Annotated in this window: 16 protein-coding genes and 1 tRNA gene; 8 read left to right on the forward strand and 9 right to left on the reverse strand. The window is 72.1% G+C overall.

Annotated elements, in window-relative coordinates; genetic code table 11:
- Positions 1-93 precede the first annotated feature (93 nt).
- The 4 genes from FNH09_RS35015 to FNH09_RS35030 all read left to right on the forward strand — a co-directional run bounded on the left by FNH09_RS35015 (position 94) and on the right by FNH09_RS35030 (position 2,156).
- Positions 94-723, forward strand: coding sequence for a VOC family protein (locus tag FNH09_RS35015; protein ID WP_152893921.1), 630 nt, complete (start codon positions 94-96; stop codon positions 721-723).
- Positions 724-951: 228 nt separating this feature from the next.
- Positions 952-1,344, forward strand: coding sequence for a glycine cleavage system protein GcvH (gene gcvH / locus FNH09_RS35020; RefSeq protein WP_152893922.1), 393 nt, complete (start codon positions 952-954; stop codon positions 1,342-1,344).
- Between the two features lie 102 nt (positions 1,345-1,446).
- Positions 1,447-1,520: transfer RNA gene (locus tag FNH09_RS35025), tRNA-Met, on the forward strand.
- Positions 1,521-1,682: 162 nt separating this feature from the next.
- Complete coding sequence (locus tag FNH09_RS35030) at positions 1,683-2,156, forward strand: GNAT family N-acetyltransferase (RefSeq protein WP_338017784.1); 474 nt, start codon at positions 1,683-1,685, stop codon at positions 2,154-2,156.
- A 36-nt stretch (positions 2,157-2,192) separates the two neighbouring features.
- Here the strand turns inward: FNH09_RS35030 and FNH09_RS35035 are convergent, their stop codons facing one another.
- The 5 genes from FNH09_RS35035 to FNH09_RS35055 form a co-directional block, all read right to left on the reverse strand.
- Positions 2,193-2,990, reverse strand: a complete 798-nt coding sequence (locus FNH09_RS35035) for an SAM-dependent methyltransferase (protein WP_162469564.1) — start codon at positions 2,988-2,990, stop codon at positions 2,193-2,195.
- 132 nt (positions 2,991-3,122) lie between these two features.
- Positions 3,123-5,429 (reverse strand): FUSC family protein, encoded by a 2,307-nt coding sequence (locus FNH09_RS35040; protein WP_338017785.1) that lies wholly within the window; start codon positions 5,427-5,429, stop codon positions 3,123-3,125.
- 273 nt (positions 5,430-5,702) lie between these two features.
- Positions 5,703-6,878 (reverse strand): RNA polymerase sigma factor, encoded by a 1,176-nt coding sequence (locus FNH09_RS35045; RefSeq protein WP_152893932.1) that lies wholly within the window; start codon positions 6,876-6,878, stop codon positions 5,703-5,705.
- 8 nt (positions 6,879-6,886) lie between these two features.
- Entirely contained in the window at positions 6,887-7,294 is a 408-nt protein-coding gene (locus FNH09_RS35050) for a YciI family protein (protein ID WP_152893925.1), read from the reverse strand.
- 180 nt (positions 7,295-7,474) lie between these two features.
- Entirely contained in the window at positions 7,475-9,850 is a 2,376-nt protein-coding gene (locus FNH09_RS35055; RefSeq protein WP_152893926.1) for a GH92 family glycosyl hydrolase, read from the reverse strand.
- Positions 9,851-10,200: 350 nt separating this feature from the next.
- Between FNH09_RS35055 and FNH09_RS35060 the strand changes: the two genes are divergently transcribed.
- Together FNH09_RS35060 and FNH09_RS35065 are read left to right on the forward strand one after the other, a co-directional pair.
- Positions 10,201-11,382, forward strand: a complete 1,182-nt coding sequence (locus FNH09_RS35060) for an ATP-binding protein (protein ID WP_162469565.1) — start codon at positions 10,201-10,203, stop codon at positions 11,380-11,382.
- Positions 11,383-11,556: 174 nt separating this feature from the next.
- The gene (locus FNH09_RS35065) at positions 11,557-13,029 is read left to right on the forward strand and encodes an MFS transporter (RefSeq protein WP_152893927.1); all 1,473 of its coding nucleotides are present in this window, start codon (positions 11,557-11,559) and stop codon (positions 13,027-13,029) included.
- A 9-nt stretch (positions 13,030-13,038) separates the two neighbouring features.
- Here the strand turns inward: FNH09_RS35065 and FNH09_RS35070 are convergent, their stop codons facing one another.
- Together FNH09_RS35070 and FNH09_RS35075 are read right to left on the reverse strand one after the other, a co-directional pair.
- Entirely contained in the window at positions 13,039-13,299 is a 261-nt protein-coding gene (locus tag FNH09_RS35070; RefSeq protein ID WP_152893928.1) for a hypothetical protein, read from the reverse strand.
- Complete coding sequence (locus tag FNH09_RS35075; RefSeq protein ID WP_375981537.1) at positions 13,296-13,940, reverse strand: nucleotide-binding protein; 645 nt, start codon at positions 13,938-13,940, stop codon at positions 13,296-13,298. The genes FNH09_RS35070 and FNH09_RS35075 overlap by 4 nt, the downstream gene beginning before the upstream one ends.
- A 309-nt stretch (positions 13,941-14,249) precedes the next feature.
- On the opposite strand from FNH09_RS35075, the gene FNH09_RS35080 reads away from it, so the two are divergent.
- Entirely contained in the window at positions 14,250-14,861 is a 612-nt protein-coding gene (locus FNH09_RS35080) for a hypothetical protein (protein WP_338017786.1), read from the forward strand.
- A 43-nt stretch (positions 14,862-14,904) separates the two neighbouring features.
- Here FNH09_RS35080 and FNH09_RS35085 read toward each other — a convergent pair whose 3' ends face one another.
- Complete coding sequence (locus FNH09_RS35085) at positions 14,905-15,204, reverse strand: hypothetical protein (protein WP_202919823.1); 300 nt, start codon at positions 15,202-15,204, stop codon at positions 14,905-14,907.
- A gap of 146 nt (positions 15,205-15,350) precedes the next feature.
- Here FNH09_RS35085 and FNH09_RS35090 point away from each other — a divergent pair, with 146 nt between their 5' ends.
- The gene (locus tag FNH09_RS35090) at positions 15,351-16,292 is read left to right on the forward strand and encodes a DUF6924 domain-containing protein (RefSeq protein WP_152893930.1); all 942 of its coding nucleotides are present in this window, start codon (positions 15,351-15,353) and stop codon (positions 16,290-16,292) included.
- Positions 16,293-16,311: 19 nt separating this feature from the next.
- Here FNH09_RS35090 and FNH09_RS35095 read toward each other — a convergent pair.
- Positions 16,312-17,061 (reverse strand): TetR/AcrR family transcriptional regulator (locus FNH09_RS35095; RefSeq protein WP_238427298.1); only part of this gene is annotated, 750 nt, incomplete at its 5' end.

Here is a 17,061-nt window from a genome sequence, read left to right on the forward strand (position 1 = left end):
CAGTTGTGTATAAGAGACAGGAACGGGACGGGTGGCCCGATCGGTCAGGATCGAAGAAGCGCCGGTCGGCCGGTTCCTTCTAACGTCGGAGTCATGACATCCATCGCATCCGTCACCCTCGACGTGGCCGACCCCACGGCCGCCCGCCGCTTCTACACCGCCGCCTTCGGCCTGGACACACAGGTCCGGTTCCGGGCGTCGGAGGCGCCCAGCACCGGCTTCCGCGGGTTCACCCTGTCACTCACGGTGTCCCAGCCGGGCACGGTCGACAGTCTGATCGGCACCGCCCTCGACGCCGGTGCGACCGTGCTGAAGCCGGCCGTCAAGTCGCTGTGGGGCTACGGCGGCGTGGTCCAGGCGCCGGACGGGGCGATCTGGAAGGTCGCGACCTCGGCGAAGAAGGACACCGGCCCCGTCACCCGGCAGATCGACACCGTCGTACTCCTGCTGGGCGTCGCGGACATCGTCGCGAGCAAGCAGTTCTACGTCGGCCGAGGTCTCGCCGTGGGCAAGAGCTTCGCCCGCATGTACGTCGAGTTCGACACGGGGTCGAGCCCCGTCAGGCTGGGACTGTACCGGCGCCGCGCCCTCGCCAAGGACGCCGGTGTCCCGCCCGAGGGCACCGGCTCGCACCGGCTGCTGATCGGCGGCGACGCGGGGCCCTTCACCGACCCCGACGGGTTCGCCTGGGAGTCCGCTGCAGCACTGGCATCCACGTCCTGACACGGCGCCGTCGCCCCGCCGCCGTGTCGCTCTCCGGGGTCGGCCGGACCGCGGCCGGGGTGCCGTGGCGACACGCAGGTCGCGTGCCGGGTGCGACCGGTCACGGAATGTAATGTCCGAGGCGCGGGCCCAGGTCCCGCCACGAAGACGCAGGTGCGCGACCGCTGTTCTGGCGCTCCGCGTCGTCCCGTTCCGGGGTTTCGGACACCATCGACGGAGGACGTCACGATGACCGTTCCGGCAGAGCTGAAGTACAGCAAGGACCACGAGTGGGTGAGCGTCGTCAGTCCGAAGGAGGTGCGCATCGGCATCACGGACTTCGCGCAGCGCCAGCTCGGTGACGTCGTCTTTGTGGAACAGCCGAAGAAGGGCGACCGCTTCGACAGCTCCCGGGCGTTCGGCACCGTGGAGTCCGTCAAGGCCGTCTCCGAGATCTACATGCCTTGTGACGGCACGATCGTGGCCGTCAACGAACTGCTGGCGGACGAGCCGGAGCTGATCAATACCGACTCCTACGGCGACGGGTGGATCGTCCAGGTCGAGCCATCCCGGATGAAGGACCTGGACCAGCTCCTCAGCGCGGACCAGTACAAGGAGTACCTCCGCAGCGAGGAGGACTAGGCCCTGTCCGACGGACGAGTGCCCCGGCCGGACGCGGGCACGCCCTGTGACCGGCCCGGTGGTCCGGCGCGCGCCGAAAGCCGTGTAGAGTGGAACTACCGACGCGGGGTGGAGCAGCTCGGTAGCTCGCTGGGCTCATAACCCAGAGGTCGCAGGTTCAAATCCTGTCCCCGCTACGAAAGAAAGGGCCCGGCATCCGCCGGGCCCTTTCGCGTGTGTCCCGGGCGTCGGGGCCGGTGGATCTTCGGACCGCGCGCTGGGATACTTCGGCCATGGACGGTGGGGGCGTGGCCGGAGCGACGCGGTCGACTGCGGAGACATCCGCACGGGATGCGTATGTGCCCGGCCTGGGCTGGGAGCTGCGGCCCGCGGCCGATACGGACATCGAGGTCATCGCGGAGTTGCGGGCCGACGTCATGCGCCCGGATCTGGAGCGCCTGGGACGCTACGACGAGCACCGGGTCCGGCAGCGGCTGCGGGACTCCTTCTCCACGCGGTACACGTCGGTCATCATGGCGGACCGTGCGCTCGTCGGCTGTGTCACGGTCCGGCCCCGGGGGGACGGGCTGTGGCTGGAGCACTTCTACCTTGCTCCGCGTCACCAGGGCCGGGGGCTCGGCTCCGCCGTCCTGCGGGCGGTGCTGGGGCGGGCCGACGTCCAGGGCATGACGGTGGGACTGAACGTCCTGCAAGGCAGCCCCGCCCGCCGCCTCTACGAGCGCCATGGATTCGTCGTCGAGTCCCAGGACCCGGTCGATGTCTTCATGGTCCGCCCGCCGGTGACGTCGTCGGACCCCGCTGCCGACGCCTGACCCGCGACCGGACGGCGTCCGGCCGGGCCGGGCGATTCAGGCGGTCTTGCGGGCCACGCCGCCGTAGAAGCCGATCTCGTCGGACCGGGCCGGCGGCGGACCGTCCGGGCGCCAGAACGGGACCTGGGCCAGGCCGGGTTCGAGCAGCTCGAAGCCGTCGAAGAACCGCTCGACCTCGGCACGGGTGCGCAGGTTCAGGGTGGCGGTCGCCTTGTTGTAGACGGCCTGGGCCTCGCTGCGGTCGGCGAAGTCGCCCGTGGCGTGTGAGAGCACCAGGAAGCTGCCCGTCGGCAGCGCGTCCCGCAGCGTGGCGACGACCTGCCCGGGCTGCTCGGCGTCGGTGAGGAAGTGGACGACGGCGACGAGGAGCAGGGCGACCGGTTCGTCGAGGTCGATGACCCGGCGGACGTCGGGATGGTCGACGACGGCCCGCGGATCGCGCAGGTCGGCCAGGACGATGCTGGTCGAGCCGGAACGGCTGAGCAGGGCGTCGCCGTGCGCCTTCACGATCGGATCGTTGTCGACATAGGCGACGCGCACGTCGGGCGCCACCTCCTGGGCAATCTCGTGCACGTTCGGCGAGGTGGGCAGTCCGGTGCCGATGTCCAGGATCTGCCGGACGCCGCTGCCGACGACATGGCGGACGGCACGCCGGAGGAAGGCGCGGTTGGCCCGCAGGCCGATACGCACCTCGGGTGCCGCCGCGGCCAGCCGCTCGCCCGCCTGGGCGTCGACCTCGTAGTTGTCCTTGCCGCCCAGCAGATAGTCGTAGATCCGCGCAGGGTGCGGCCTGCTGGTGTCGATGTCCTCGGCACGGTAGCCGTCCTGCCCCACGCTGCGCTCCTCTCGGCGACCGCCACGGCTGCTCTCCCGTGTTCGGCGGACGCCAGCTTCCCACATCAACTCCGGTGCGAACGAACGCAGTTCACACTGAGGGTCGGCAGAAGGCGGAGCGGACGGCCCGGCTCAGGACGGGTTGCCCACAGTCGCCGCGGCGGCCAGGCCCGGCTGGAGGCGCCGCGCGGCGTCGAGATGATCGGCGGTCCAGATCAGCCGTACGGCCGGAGCGGTTGCCCGACCCGTCTCGTCGGTGAGGTCGCGACGCAGGGCCTCGACCAGCTCTCCCTCGGCCAGCGGGCTGCGGGGCAGCGGCTGCGGGGGAACGACGGCCCGGTCCAGGGCGGTGGCCAGGTCCCGGTACCAGCCGGCCACCCGGTCGGCGACGCTCTGGACGACCAGGCGCGCCGCGGGGCGGTCGGGGTCGACATCCTCGCCGTCGGCGCACCGCCACAGCTCCAGTACGGCGTCCGCGGCCAGCCGCAGTCCCACGATCCCGGTGACCAGGGCGGTCATGTCCGACAGCGGCACCGGCTTGGCACCGCGCTCCGCGAGATAGCTGCGGAAGGCGTCGTCGAGCCGCCGGGCGGCGGCCGCCGCCGCCCGGCCCTCGTCGACGGGAGTGTCAGCCTTCGGCTCGGGTCCGGGGGTGCAGCGGCCGACGGCGTACGCCACCGTCCCGGCCAGATACCGGGCGGTGTCGGTGTAGGCGTCGGCGAGAGCCCGCTCGACCGCGGCCGAGGCGCCGCGCGGCCAGAGGAACAGTGCCATGAGCACGCTCACGGCGCAGCCGATGGCGATGTCCTGGATCCGCAGCAGCGCGATGTGCCAGTCGGGGTCCTGGCCGACGTTGAACAGGACGACGAGTGCCACGGTGAAGGCCGCCTGCCCGGCGGCGAAGGAGACGACGGCGGGGGCGACCCCGGCGAGGAGCACGGCGAGCGGCAGTACGAACCACAGCGCGGTGCCGTGATGTCCGACGAGGTGCAGCAGCCCGGCGCCGATGACCGAGCCCGCGACGGTGCCGCCCAGGGCGCGGACGGCGTTCTGTCCCGTGCTGAGAGCGTTCGAGCGCAGCACCGACAGGGTTCCCAGCAGCACCCAGAACGAGTGCTGGACGTTGGTCAGGTTCGCCAGGGCGACGGCGATGCCGAGGCCGAGCGCGCCGCGGAGGCTGTTGTGCAGCCAGACCGACTGGGGCCGCAGGTGCGCGGCGGCCCGCTCGCACGCCGAGGCCAGCGGTTCGGTCACGGCTCCAGGATCGCGGCCGAGCAGGCGTTCGAGCCAGTTGCGGTGCTCGGCGGCGGCCGCCAGATCCACGTTGTCCGCGATCTGAAGGGTGGCGAACGCGAGTTCCTGCGCGCGGAACGACTGGTCGAGGACCCCGATCACGGGATGCGCACGGGAGGGCGTGCCGGTCCCGTCCTGGTGCACGGGCAGCCGGACGGTGGCCCGCTGCTCCATGCCGCTCATGGCCCGGTGCAGCTCGTCCGAAGCGCGGCGCAGCGCCTCCCGCGAGCCCTGCGGCCCGTCGAGCAGGTCGGCCGCCTCGTCCAGTACATGGGCGGCGGCCCGTCGTACGGTGTGCGCGTCGGCGTCGCAGGCCGGGGGGCTGTCGGGGTGGCCGTCGGGAGCGGGCGTGCTGTCGGCCAGGATGCTGCTCAGCCAGGTCAGCTCGTCGACCAGACGCACGAGCGCGCGCGAGCCGGTGGACAGTCCGGTGGGCCGGTAGGGCGTGGCGACGAAGACCTTGCGCAGCTCGGCCGCCGCGGCGCAGGCCTGGTCGGCCGTCGCCCGGCACTGCGTGGCACCCGACGGGTCGGGTCCCCCGGCCAGCCAGGAAGCGTCGGTACGCAGCTGTCGCGCGGCGGCGCGGCAGACCCGGGCCGCGGGCGCGCTGAGCGGGTCGGCGGCCGGCCGGGGCCACAGCAGGGAGATCGCGACCATGGCGGCAGCCGCTGCCAGCCCCGCCCCGGCGAGCCGCTCGGGCAGCTGCGACAGGGACGCCGGTGACGACACGGGGAGCACCAGTGCGAGCAGCAGCGCGGTCGACGCCCCCGCCAGGACGGAGCTGACGACGCCCGCGAAGAGCACCAGGAATCCGACGACGACCATGGTCGTGACCGCGAGCCACAGCTCGCGCGAGGCGATCGTGCCCAGGCTGATCAGGGCCGCCCAGGCGACGGCGAGCCCCAGGTGGGCCTGCAACCGTTGAGCCATGGGCCCGGTGAACTCGACGAACAGCAGCATCGAGAACGATCCGAATGCCGCGTAGGTCGCCATCGGCGCCGAGCCGATCACCTGAGTGCACACGGCGAACAGCGTGGGCATCACGAGCGCGGTCCGCGCCGCCTTGCGCGTCGCCGCCAGCTCAGGATCACGCTCACGCAGCCAGGCGACTGCGCGTCCGCGCCGCATCGGACCAAGTGCCGGCACGCGATCGCACCTCCTGTCCCTCCCGGTGCGGGGGGAATCACCCGTGTCGCGTCAATTGTCCCTTCGCGGGGACGTGCCGCGCGGCCGCAGGAGCCCGGCCTGGGCCGACCAGGTGGGTGGGGGCGTCGTCGGGGAGGACCGCCAGGCCGGGGCACCGGCACCGGCCGGAGACTCGGCCCTGTGCCGGATCTGGGGCGCGATCGCGGTGTCCGAGCTGACCTGGTTGCTGCTCTCCCGCCGAAGGCCGGCTCTCGGGCGTCCGCACCGGGCGGTTCAGCAGGCAGGTCCCTTGCCTGCGTCGAGGCGGGCGTCGGGGCGGGAGTTGAGACGGGCGGCCTGGCGCGTCAGATGGTCGCGCTCGGCGAGGTTGGACGCCTTGTGCGCCGCCTCCGCGTACAGCCGTGCCGCGACCACCAGGTCACCGTCACGTTCGTGGAGGTACGCGGCCACCGCGGTGTGGCGGGGCAGCGAGTCGTCGAGGGCCGCCAGCGCCGCCAGCCCGGCCCGCGGCCCGTCGGCCTCGCCGACGGCGACCGCGCGGTTGAGCCGGACGACCGGGCTGTCGGTCAGGAGTACGAGCTCGTCGTACCACTCGACGATCTGCACCCAGTCGGTCTCCTCGGCCCTGGGCGCGTCGGCGTGCAGCGCCGCGACGGCGGCCTGGGCCTGGAACTCGCCCAGCCGATCGCGGGCGAGGGCTGCCTGAAGGATCTCGACGCCCTCGGCGATCGCCTCGGTGTCCCACCGGGTCCGGTCCTGCTCGGCGAGCGGCACCAGGCTCCCGTCGGGCCCGGTCCGGGAGGCGCGCCTCGCGTGGTGGAGCAGCATCAGGGAGAGCAGTCCCGCCACCTCGGGGTGGTCGATCGCGGCCGCCAACTGCCGGGTGAGCCGGATGGCCTCGGCGGCGAGGTCGACATCGCCGGAGTAGCCCTCGTTGAAGACCAGGTAGAGGACGCGCAGCACCGTGGCGACGTCACCGGGCTGATCGAAGCGCACCGTGGAGACGGTGCGCTTGGCCCGGCTGATCCGCTGCGCCATGGTCGCCTCGGGCACCAGATAGGCCCGGGCGATCTGGCGGGTGGTGAGCCCGCCGACGGCCCGCAGCGTGAGCGCGACCGCGGAGGACGCGGTCAGGGACGGATGGGCGCACAGGAAGTAGAGCCGGAGTGTGTCGTCCACTCCGGTCGCCGGTCCCGCCGCCGGTTCCTCCTCGACGAGGTCCTCGCGCCGCCGCCGGGCGGCGTCCGCCCGGGTCGCGTCGAGGAACCGCCGCCAGGCCACGGTGACCAGCCAGCCCTTCGGATCCCGCGGCGGGTCGGCCGGCCACCCGCGCACCGCCTCGACCAGCGCGTCCTGCACGGCGTCCTCGGCCGCCGCGAAGTCGGCTCCGCGGCGGACGAGGATGGCGAGCACACTCGGGGTGAGGCTCCTCAGCAGGGCCTCGTCCATCGGTGAGGTCACTCCGTGATGGTGGGCGGCTCGGTCAGGAACGGGCGCAGTTCGAGCCACTCGTGGATCGGCTCTCCGCCCGCCCCGGGGGCGGCCGACAGCTCCCCGGCCAGCTCGACGGCGCGCTCGTGGCTGTCGACGTCGATCACCATCCAGCCGGCGATGAGATCCTTGGTCTCGGCGAACGGACCGTCGGTGACCGGCGGGCGCCCCTCACCGTCGTACCGGACCCACTGGCCCTCCGGGGCGAGCGCCTGGCCGTCGACGAACTCGCCGGTCTTCTCCAGCCGGTCGGCGAAGTCCCGCATGTACTGGATGTGCGCGGAGACCTCCTCCGGCGTCCACTTGTCCATCGGGACGCAGTTCACTGGGGTCGGCGCGCCGCGGTAGTGCTTGAGCAGCAGGTACTTCGCCATCGTGGTTCTCCTCGGTGCCGGTACGACCCCATTGTGGGCCGCCTTCACCCCGGGGACGGAGCCGGCCACGGGATCTCGACATCCCCTTCCAAGATTTTTTGTCTCCCTCCAAGATTTTTTCGACCGGTGCGGCCGGTCCCGGGGGAGCCGTCCGGCGGCGGCCCCGGGACCGGCCGCGCGTCAGCCGAGCGCGGGCGGTCCGGCCCCGTCCGCCGTCCCCCAGCCGGACGGCTCGGTGCCGACACCGAACGCCAGGGACCTCATCCCCCGCAGATCCGCCGTCGTCAGATACGTACGGTCGTAGCGGGAGCCGTCGACCCGGGCCGACCGGATGTAGTGGCGGCCGTCCGAGGTGCCCGGCGCAGTCACGGTGAGCGCGCCGCGCGGGTAGTAACGGCGGTCGAGGGTGAGGTCGACGCGTTCGAAGACGGGCGTGGACAGGCCCCAGGTGTCGTAGCCGGGCTGCACCGGGAAGACGCCGATCGACGACAGCACCATCCAGGCGGACATGGTTCCCAGGTCGTCGTTGCCGGTCATCCCGGTCGGGGCGTCCGTGAACAGGGTCAGCGCCGCGTGCACCACATCCGTGGTCTTCCACGGCTGGCCGGTCGAGAGATAGGTGTACGGGGCGATGAGGTCGGGTTCGTTCTGCGGGTTGTACTTGTCCGCGTTGTAGTAGTCGTACGGACCGTTCACCCAGACCTCGCGGGCGGTCCTCGCGGGGTCGCTCACAAGCTGGTTGTAGGCGAAGAAGGAGTCCAAGCGGTCGTTGGCGGCCTGCTTGCCGCCGATCAGCCCGACCATGCCCGGCAGGTCCTGCGGCACGAGCCACTGGTACTGCCAGGACGTGCCCTCGTGGAAGCCCTCGCTCCGGGCGGGGTCGGCGGGGCCGGTGAACGCTCCGGAGGCGTCGCGCGCGCGGAAGAAGCCGGTCGAGGCGTCGAAGATCCTGCGGTAGTTCTGCGCCCGTGCCGCGTAGCGCGCCGCGTCCGCGTCGTGGCCGAGATCGCGGGCCATCTCACCGAGCATGGCGTCCGACAGGGCGTACTCCAGTGTCGCTGACGCGCCGTGGTCGTAGTCGGAGTCACCGGGTTTCGCGTGCGGCCGGTCGGCGACGTACGGCGCGAACCCCTCGGCGAGGTACTCCCGGTTGGCCTCGCGGCCCACGGCCGGCGAGTCGGCGGCCGGCACTCCGTCCGCGTTCTTCTTCAGGGCCCGGTAGGCCTGTTCCTCGTACCCCTTGAGCAGACCCTGCTGGTAGGCGTTGGTCAGGAACGGGGTCACCGGGTCGCCGGTCATGATGTTCGTCTCGACCGTGCCGTAACCCCACTTGGGCAGCCAGCCGCTCTCCTCGTCGATCTTGATGACGGAGATCGCCATGTCCCGGGCCTCACGCGGCGCGAGCAGTGCGAGCAGCTGGGACTGGGTGCGGTAGGTGTCCCACAACGACCAGTTCTGGTAGTACGTGAAGCCGCGCGTGCGGTGGATCCGCTGGTCCCAGCCGGTGTAACGGCCGTCGGCATCGCTGCCGATGTTGGGCGCGAGGAACGACCGGTACAGGGACGAGTAGAAGGTGCGCCGGAGGGTGTCGCCGCCGCCCTGCGCGCGTACGTCGTCGAGCCGGTCCTCCCACGCGCGTCGTGCGGCGTCGCGCACCTGCCGGAAGGAACGGCCGCCCTCGGCACGGAGGTTCACCGCCGCGCCGTGCGCGTCGACGTAGGACAGCGCGGTCGTTGCCTCGACGGTGCGGTCCTCGGTCGTGTCGAAGCGTACGTAGGCGCCGTCCCGTCCGGCGTTCGACCCGGCGGTGACCGTGGAGCCGTTCCAGGTGCCGTGCGCGGTGAACGGCCGGTCGAAGCGGGTGATCGTGTAGACGGTGTACGGCCTGGTTTCCTGGCAGAAGCCACTGCCGGTGATCGCGGTGCGCACGGTCCGGTTGTCCAGGACCTCGACCCGGGTGGAGACCGTCCGGTGCAGCGACTGGCCCGCGTCGAGCAGGACGTTGGCCTTGTCGGTGGCGGGGAAGGTGTAGCGCTGCACCCCCGTGCGTGCCGTCGCCGTCAGTTCGGCGGTGATGCCGGACTTCAGCCCGACCTTGTAGTAGCCGGGACTCGCCTGCTCGGTGTCATGACTGAACTCGGCCTCGTACTTGGCGTAGTCGGTCTCGGTGATGTCGCCCGTGGTGGGCAGCACGGGCAGGTCGCCGCCCAGACCGCAGCCGACGCCGGAGAGATGGACGAGGGAGAAGCCGCGGATGTGGTTCTGGGAGTGGTCGTAGCCGGTGTTGTGCCCGGTGTCGGGGGAGAACTGCACCATTCCGAACGGCACGGCCGCGCCGGGGTAGGTATTGCCCTCGTTCTCGGTTCCGATGAACGGGTTGACGAGATCGGTGAGTCGGCCCCCGTCGGCCGGGGCCGACTGCGCGGCGGCCGCTGCGGCTGGTTGCGTTCGTGCGGCCTGTGCCGCCTGGGCCGTCGGTGCGGTGAGGGCGGCGCCGAGCAGCGCGACCGCTGCGACCACCGTCCCCGCACCGCGTGTTCGCTGGATCCATCGCATGGGCGTCAGCGCCTCTCGAGCCACTGGACAACGTTGTCAGAGTCGAGCGCGCTCATTCTTGGCGTTATATGTGTACTCGTCAAGAGCCTTTGTGTGCGGATGAGTTGGCAAGTCGTCTCCTGCCGCGCGTGGAAAATCGGTGCCCCGGAGGCTGTCCGCGAAGGGGGCGTGCGCGGCTTGCGCGGGCCCTTGTCCGGGCTCCGGCGGTGCGGTGCGACCCGGTGGAGGCGAGGGTTCGGACGGACGCTCCAGTGACCGTCCGCGCCCTCAGCGAAACAGCTCTGACCTGGTGCTTTCCCGGAATCCGGATAGGGTGAAGACCTCAACCGGGCGCCGTGGAAGGGGACTTCGTGAGCGAGGACGACTTCGGGTACGACGCCAGCCACATCGAGGTGCTGTACGGTCCGGAGGCCATCCGGCGACGACCCGGGATGTACGTGGGCTCGACCTCCGAACGCGGCCTGCACCACCTGGTGTTCGAGATCGCCGGCCGCGCTGTGAACGAGGTCCTCGCGGGCCGTGCCGAATCCGTCGACGTCGCCTTCACGGCCGATGGCGGCGTGCGGGTACGCGACGACGGGCCCGGTGTCCCCTTCGAGACCGAAGGCGACAGCGGGACTCCCGGCCTCGAAGCCCTGCTGACGCACGTGTACGCCGGGGCGCGTCCCGATGACCGACACGCCGTGGACACGGACCTCTCCGGAGTGGGCCCCTGCGTGGTCAACGCCCTGTCGAGCCGTCTGACGGCCGAGGTGCGGCGCGGTGGGATCCGGTGGGTCCAGGAGTACGTGCGCGGGGTCGCCGTCGGCCCGCCCACCGAGGCGGGCCCGGCGAGCGACAGCGGGACCACCATCGCCTTCTGGCCCGACACCGACATCTTCGGCACGTCCGTGGGCTCGTTCGCCGCGCCGGCCGAGTGGTTCAGGGAACTGGCGTTCCTGAACCGCGGGCTGTGCCTCACGCTGACCGACGAGCGCCTCCCGGCCGGCTCCCGGTCGGTGCGGTTCCGGTCGCCCGGCGGGGCGCGGGACTTCGTCGCCTTTCTCGACGCCGCCGCACCCGCATCCGCAGGCGATACGCCCGTCCACCCGGACGTCATCGGCTTCGCGCACGAGGATCCACGGATGGCGGGGATCGTGGAGGCGGCCCTTCGCTGGCGCGCCTCGCCCGAGGAGCGGCTGGTGAGCTTCGCCAACAGTCGGCCCACTCCCGACGGCGGCACCCATGTGGCGGGCTTTCGTGACGGGGTGACGGCCGCGATCGACGCCTACGCGCGCGAGCGGGGGCTGCCGACGGCGACCGGCACCGACCAGAGCCCCGACCGGATCCGCGCGGGCCTGACGGCGGTCGTGTCGGTCAAGCTGGACCGCCCCGAGTTCCGTGGTGCCACGTACGGCGAGCTGGGCGACGCGGCGGTACGCGACTGTGTCGCGCAGGCCGTCCGGGAACACCTGCTCACCTGGCTGGAGGAGCACCCGGAGCAGGCCGCGGCCGTCGTCGGCCGGGTGGCCCGGGGTACCCGCCGGGACTGAGCGAGGCCGGCCGTCCACGGCGCGGGTGTACGTCCGCGCCGTGGCCGACTGGCCCGCTGGGCCGATCGCGTGTGTTCCGTCCGCCGTCGGCTCGTCACCCCTGGCAGGTCGTCCGGATGTGCGCACGATGGTGTCCGACTGCCCTTCGACGCGGCCCCCGGCCTGGTGAGGACCATGACCTCCGAGACCACGCGAAAGACACGTCTCCCCGAACAGGTCCGGCCGTTGGGCGAAGCGCTCGACGGCGCGGCCATGACGCGCCTGCACATCCTGTTCTGGCTGCTGGCCGGGCTGGGCATCCTGCTCGACGGCTTCGACTTCTTCGTCATCGGGGTCGCCAACCCGCTGATCTCCCACGACTTCCGGGTGAGCGCGGCACAGAAGGGCCTGATCTCGGCGGCGGCCATCGTGGGGTCGGTCTTCGGCGCCGCGCTGCTGGGACCGCTGGGCGACCGGATCGGTCGGCGCCGCATCTTCCGGGTCGACCTGTGGATGTTCGTCGTCTTCTCCCTGCTGTGCGCGTGTGCGTGGGACGTGTGGTCGTTGATGGCGTTCCGGTTCGCGCTCGGCGTCGCGGTGGGCCTGGACTACCCGATCGCCGCGAGCTATCTGGCGGAGATCCTGCCCGCCAAGGCCCGGGGCCGGTGGCTGGTGGCCGCCTTCAGCCTCCAGGCGGCGGGCATCCTGCTCGGAGCGGTCGCCGGAGTGGTGATCCTGGAGGTGTGGCCGCACACCGGCTCCTGGCGCATCCTGCTGGGATTCGGGGCCCTGCCCGCCCTGTTGATCATCTGGCTGCGGCGCCGGGTGCCGGAGAGCCCTCGCTGGCTGGCCCAGAACGGGCGGGAGCGGGAGGCCTGCGAGGTCGGCCGGGCGCTGGTCGGTTCCCCGGTCCGGGTGTCCGACGCCGACCGGGTCCGGCAGGAGGCGACGCCCGAGGGACTGAAGGCGTTCCTCCAACCACGGCTGTTCTCCCCACGCTGGCGCAGGCGGACGATTTTCGCCGCGGTGCCGTGGTTCCTGATGGACATCGCCACGTACGGGGTGGGGATCTTCACCCCGACCCTGCTGGCGTCGCTCTCGCTGGCGGGGGCCAACAGCAGCTTCATCGCCGACGACATCGCCTCGACCAAGGGCACCGCCTTCCTGGACGTCTTCCTGGCCGTCGGCTTCGCCCTGGCGATCGTGCTGGTGGACCGGGTCGGCCGGGTACCGCTCCAGCTCACCGGGTTCGCGGTGATGACCGGCGCGCTGTGCGTCCTGGCCGTGGCCGGGCAGCTGCCGGGCGGGGCGGACGCGCACCTCGTGCTGGTCGCCGTCGGGTTCGGGCTGTTCAACCTGTTCATGAACCTCGGGCCGAACTCCACCACCTTCGCCCTGCCCGCCGAGGTCTTCCCCTCCGAGATGCGCACCGCGGGCCACGGCTTCGCCGCCGGGTGCGGGAAACTGGGCGCCGCCCTGGGGACGTTCCTCTTCCCCGTCCTGCTGTCCTCCGTCGGGGAGAGCGCGTTGCTGTACGGGGTGGCCGGCACCTGCGCGCTGGGCTTCGTGGTCACCTATGTCTTCCGGGTCGAGACCCGCGGCCGCTCCCTGGAAGAGCTGTCCGGCGCGCAGATGGCCGCGGTCGCGCCCCGGGTGACTCCGCCGTGATCCCGCGCTTCAGGAGGGCCGGTCCGCAGTGGACGCCGATGCCGCGTGGGTGAAGGCCGACAGAAGGTGCAGGGCGGTCGTCCGGGTGTGGGACAGCAGGGTGACCGCCGGTGCCGTCCAGCGGTCCAGGCTGCGCGCGGCCTCCGGTTCGAGTTCGATGGTGATGCGCACGAACCGGGTGCTGAGCGTGGTGGCCCTGGTGGGGGAGGAGCCCGGCTCGGCCGGGTCGCGGTGCAGGGCCGCGCGGTAGTTGTTCTTGCGCTGGGTCATGCGTTTTCCTGACGCTTGATGAGTTCTTCGGCGAGGTCCATGTAGGCCGTGTCCTGGGCGCGGACCGGGCCGCCGAACGACTGGGAGTACAGATCCAGCCGGGCGATCTGGGTGTCGAGCACGTCGAAGCCGCGTTCGGCGAGTACTTCCCGGGCGTCGGCGTCGGGACCGGTGCGCGTGGCGTCGGGACGGTTCGTGCGGTTGAGCAGCACGGCGGTGCGGGCGGGCCGCGCGCGCAGGGACTGCACGTCGCCCATCTCGGCCCCGATGGGGGCCATCCGGTCGAGTTCGATGGGGGCCGGGGTGACGGGCACGATCCACTCGTCGGCGTGGCGCATGATGCTGCGCGCGATGCGGGCGTGGTCCTCCAGTTGCGGGGCGTCGTGCACCACGGCCTTGCGCAGGCCGAGGAAGTCGTCGATACGGCGGTGCACGTCGCCCACCGGCAGGGCGATCACGGGGAACGGGAAGCCGCCGGCGAGTTCGCTCCAGCGCAGCGCGGAACCGGCCGGGTCGCCGTCGACCAGGAGTGGGGGCCGTCCCAGTTCGTACAGGGCGTGGGCCAGCCAGACGGCACTGGTCGTCTTCCCGACTCCGGGCTTCAGATTGATGAAGGCACAGCTCAGCAGCACAGACGCCACCGTAGGGAGCCGATGCCGCGGGTGACGTCCGGCGCGCACGCGCGGCGCCCGGGTTCACTCGCGGGGTCGCACGCGGCCCGTGCGTTGACGACAGTCCGGCAATGTGCCGCGCGGTGCACGCCCTGAGCGCCGGGCGATGCTTCCGTGCGCCGTCGGGCCTGGCCGGATCCCTGCCCTCCACCGGGCAGTCCCGGCGCGTGCTGGGTATGCCTCCAGCGCCGGTGAAGCGCGAGCTTGGGGGACACTGTGGCACGCCTGTCGTGGACGTCCGGGCCCTCCTTACCACCACGCCCCCGAAAGCGGCACGCCGTGAACCGCACACGGCCCCGCGACCTCACCGGGCCCCGCTTCCGCGATGTCCTGCCCGCCCTCGCCGGGACGACGGCAGCGGTGTGCGCGGTGACCGCCGCGCTCGCGATGGGTTACCGCGCCGCCGGGATCGTCGTCCCCGTCGCCGGAATCGCTCTCATGGTCTGCGTCGTGGCGATCGGCGTCCGGCGCGGTCGCCCGGGCAGTCGCCGTCGCCACGGCCACTACACCGCCGAGGAACTGCTCGCGCTCGACATCCAGGGCCTTGCCCTGGCGGTGGCCCGGATGCTGCGCCGCGACGGCTGGCGGGTGCGGCTGCTGCCCGCACCGGACCGGCCACGCCTGTGCGCCCGCAACGCGGCCGGCCATCGGCTCCATGTGGCTTTCCGACCGGTCGCCGAGCCCCTGCCGGACGAGGACCGGCCGCACCGCCACGCACACCGGGACGGCGCGGCACCGCAGCTTCAACTCGTCGTGCACCGGGGCATGTTTCAGGATCGCGACATCCGCTGGGCCCACCGTCAGGAGAACACCTTCCTCCTCGACGGCCAGGCTCTGCGACGCTGGGCGCACGGCGTCCGCCTCGACGACCTGCTCGCCCGCACGTCGTGACGGCACGGCGTGCCGGCCGTCACGACGTCGTGGAGATCGATCTCTAGGCCGCACCGCCGACGCCGGGAGCGACGAAGCGGCGGTGCAGCGGGCTGAGGCCGGTCTCGGGGGCGCCGGTGATGCCCGCCTTCTGGACCGCGGGTGCGAGCCGTTCGGTGAAGAAGGTCTCGAACGCCTCCTCGGACTCCCACACGTCGGTCACATGGAGTCCCTCGTCGTCGAACCAGGCCACGTGCACCTGGCCGCCGGCCGCCGGGACCTCCTCCCAGTCGACCGCGTCACGTACCGTGTCGTACTGCTCCGGCGTGACTCCCGCCCAGTGCAGCGCCATCACCACAGCCATGTCCGGCCCCCTTGTCGCAACGTCGTACCGGTCGGGAGGATCGTTCCACCGCGCGGGGCCGGCCGGACAGAGCGCGCGGATGCGCGCCGACGGCGACGGAAAGCCTCGCGCGCTCGTACCCGGCGTCGATTCTTCGAAGGAGAGCCATGTCCTTTCCGGGCCTTCCCCGGTCCGCGCCCGGCGAAGTGCTGCTGGTGTGCACCTGTTACGAGGGCGACGAGGCCCGATGGGGAGACCTGCTCGACGAGATCGGGGGCCGACGGGAAGGCGGCGCGTTCGTCCTGGCGGACGGGCGGGTGCGGCTGCGTCCGGTCGAAGGCGGTGGATGGCACTACCTGCACGGCGGCAACGTACCGGCGCTCCTCCCGGGCGGCGGCCCGGTGCCGCCGGTCGTCGTCCTGGCGGACATCTCGGTGGTGTACGGCGGAAGCGGGCCGTTGCTGGTGGATGTCGCGGCGATACCGGGGCGGGCCGTCCGGGTCGCGTCGGCCCGGCTCGGCGAGGTCCTGGACGCGCTGCTGCGCGGCGCGCTCGCGTTCGACGACCTGGTGCGCGCCATGGACCGGTACGGCGAGTACCAGGGCGACCGGGGCCGCCCCGCCTTTCCCGCGCCGACGCCGCGGGCGCGCAGGTCCTTCCCGGCGCTGCCCGCCACCGACGCGGCCCTTCTGGTGCGGACCGACTTCGGCGACGAGCAGGGCTGGCGCGCCCTGCTCGACGAACTGGGCGGGGTCGACGAGGACGGTTTCCTCAACGCGGACCCGGATTTCGACGAGATCGACGAGGACGACTTCCCGTTGCGGGCGCTGACCGTCGACGACCGGGTATTCGAGGGCCTGACCCCGGGCCAGGTCCCCGCGCTGGTCCCGCCAGAGAAGCACACCACCCTGGTCGCGCTCGCGGACGCCCGCACCTTCGCCGGGCCCGGCAGGCCGCTGACGGTCGTCGACCTGTACGACATCCCGGGGCATGTCGCGGTCCTCCCCGGTCGCGAGGTCGGATCCATGGCGTGCAACCTGGAGATCGCCAACATGGACTTCTACGACTTCGTCGCCGTGGAGGGCGTACGGCCCTGGTGGGAGGGCTGATCCGCGGGCCCGGCCGGGCTCAGTCCTCGGGGTCGGGTCGACGCCGGGGGTCGGGCAGGTAGCTCGCCAGGCCGCGGAGGATGATCTCCAGACCGATGTCGAACCGTTCGTCGGCGGAGTCCGTCACCATCATCCCGGCCAGGGCGCGCAGATGGGGGTAGTCCGCTTCGGGCAGGGACGCGAAGTAGGCCTGCATCTCGTCGGCCATCTCGCGCCAGTCGGGCCGGGCCAGGGAGGAACCGCCGCCGTGCCGGGCGGCCCGGTCCTGCCACATGCCCTCCTCCAGGGCGAACCCGTCGATGTACGTGGAGATGAGGTCACCGGCCTCCGCCGCGATGCGGTCGGGGAGCCCGGCGGTGCGGAAGATGGCGAGCAGTCCCTCGACGTGCGGCAGCAGTTCGGCGGTGAACGGGACATGGGCCATGGAGATCCGGGCCATGTCCCGGTGGGTCAGCAGGCGCTGCCGTCCGGCGCGGGCGTAGGTGCGTACCTGCTCCTGCCACCGCTGCGGGTCGGGCGGGGGCATCTCGAAGCCGTCGAAGAGCCGGGTGTACATCAGTTCCAGGAGGTCCTCCTTGGAGCTGACGTGGGCGTAGAGGGCGGAGACCGTGACGCCCAGTTCGGCCGCCACCCGGCGCATCGACAGGCCGTCCAGCCCCTGGCGGTCCAGCACGGTGAAGGCGGCCTCGACGACGCGTTCGCGTGACAGCGGTGTGCGTGCCGGGGTGGCACGGGTGCGCGCGGGGCGCTCGCGCTCCCAGGGGGACGG

This window comes from Streptomyces adustus (assembly GCF_009377175.1).
Classification (GTDB): Bacteria; Actinomycetota; Actinomycetes; order Streptomycetales; family Streptomycetaceae; genus Streptomyces; species Streptomyces adustus.

What these genes read in the sequence shown, in the direction of transcription:
- FNH09_RS35015 (WP_152893921.1), top strand. Translation starts at nt 94, where the DNA reads ATGACATCCATCGCATCCGTCACCCTCGACGTGGCCGACCCCACGGCC.
- gcvH (WP_152893922.1), top strand. Translation starts at nt 952, where the DNA reads ATGACCGTTCCGGCAGAGCTGAAGTACAGCAAGGACCACGAGTGGGTG.
- FNH09_RS35045 (WP_152893932.1), bottom strand. Translation starts at nt 6,878, where the DNA reads ATGGACGAGGCCCTGCTGAGGAGCCTCACCCCGAGTGTGCTCGCCATC.
- FNH09_RS35050 (WP_152893925.1), bottom strand. Translation starts at nt 7,294, where the DNA reads ATGGCGAAGTACCTGCTGCTCAAGCACTACCGCGGCGCGCCGACCCCA.
- FNH09_RS35055 (WP_152893926.1), bottom strand. Translation starts at nt 9,850, where the DNA reads ATGCGATGGATCCAGCGAACACGCGGTGCGGGGACGGTGGTCGCAGCG.
- FNH09_RS35065 (WP_152893927.1), top strand. Translation starts at nt 11,557, where the DNA reads ATGACCTCCGAGACCACGCGAAAGACACGTCTCCCCGAACAGGTCCGG.
- FNH09_RS35070 (WP_152893928.1), bottom strand. Translation starts at nt 13,299, where the DNA reads ATGACCCAGCGCAAGAACAACTACCGCGCGGCCCTGCACCGCGACCCG.
- FNH09_RS35085 (WP_202919823.1), bottom strand. Translation starts at nt 15,204, where the DNA reads ATGGCTGTGGTGATGGCGCTGCACTGGGCGGGAGTCACGCCGGAGCAG.
- FNH09_RS35090 (WP_152893930.1), top strand. Translation starts at nt 15,351, where the DNA reads ATGTCCTTTCCGGGCCTTCCCCGGTCCGCGCCCGGCGAAGTGCTGCTG.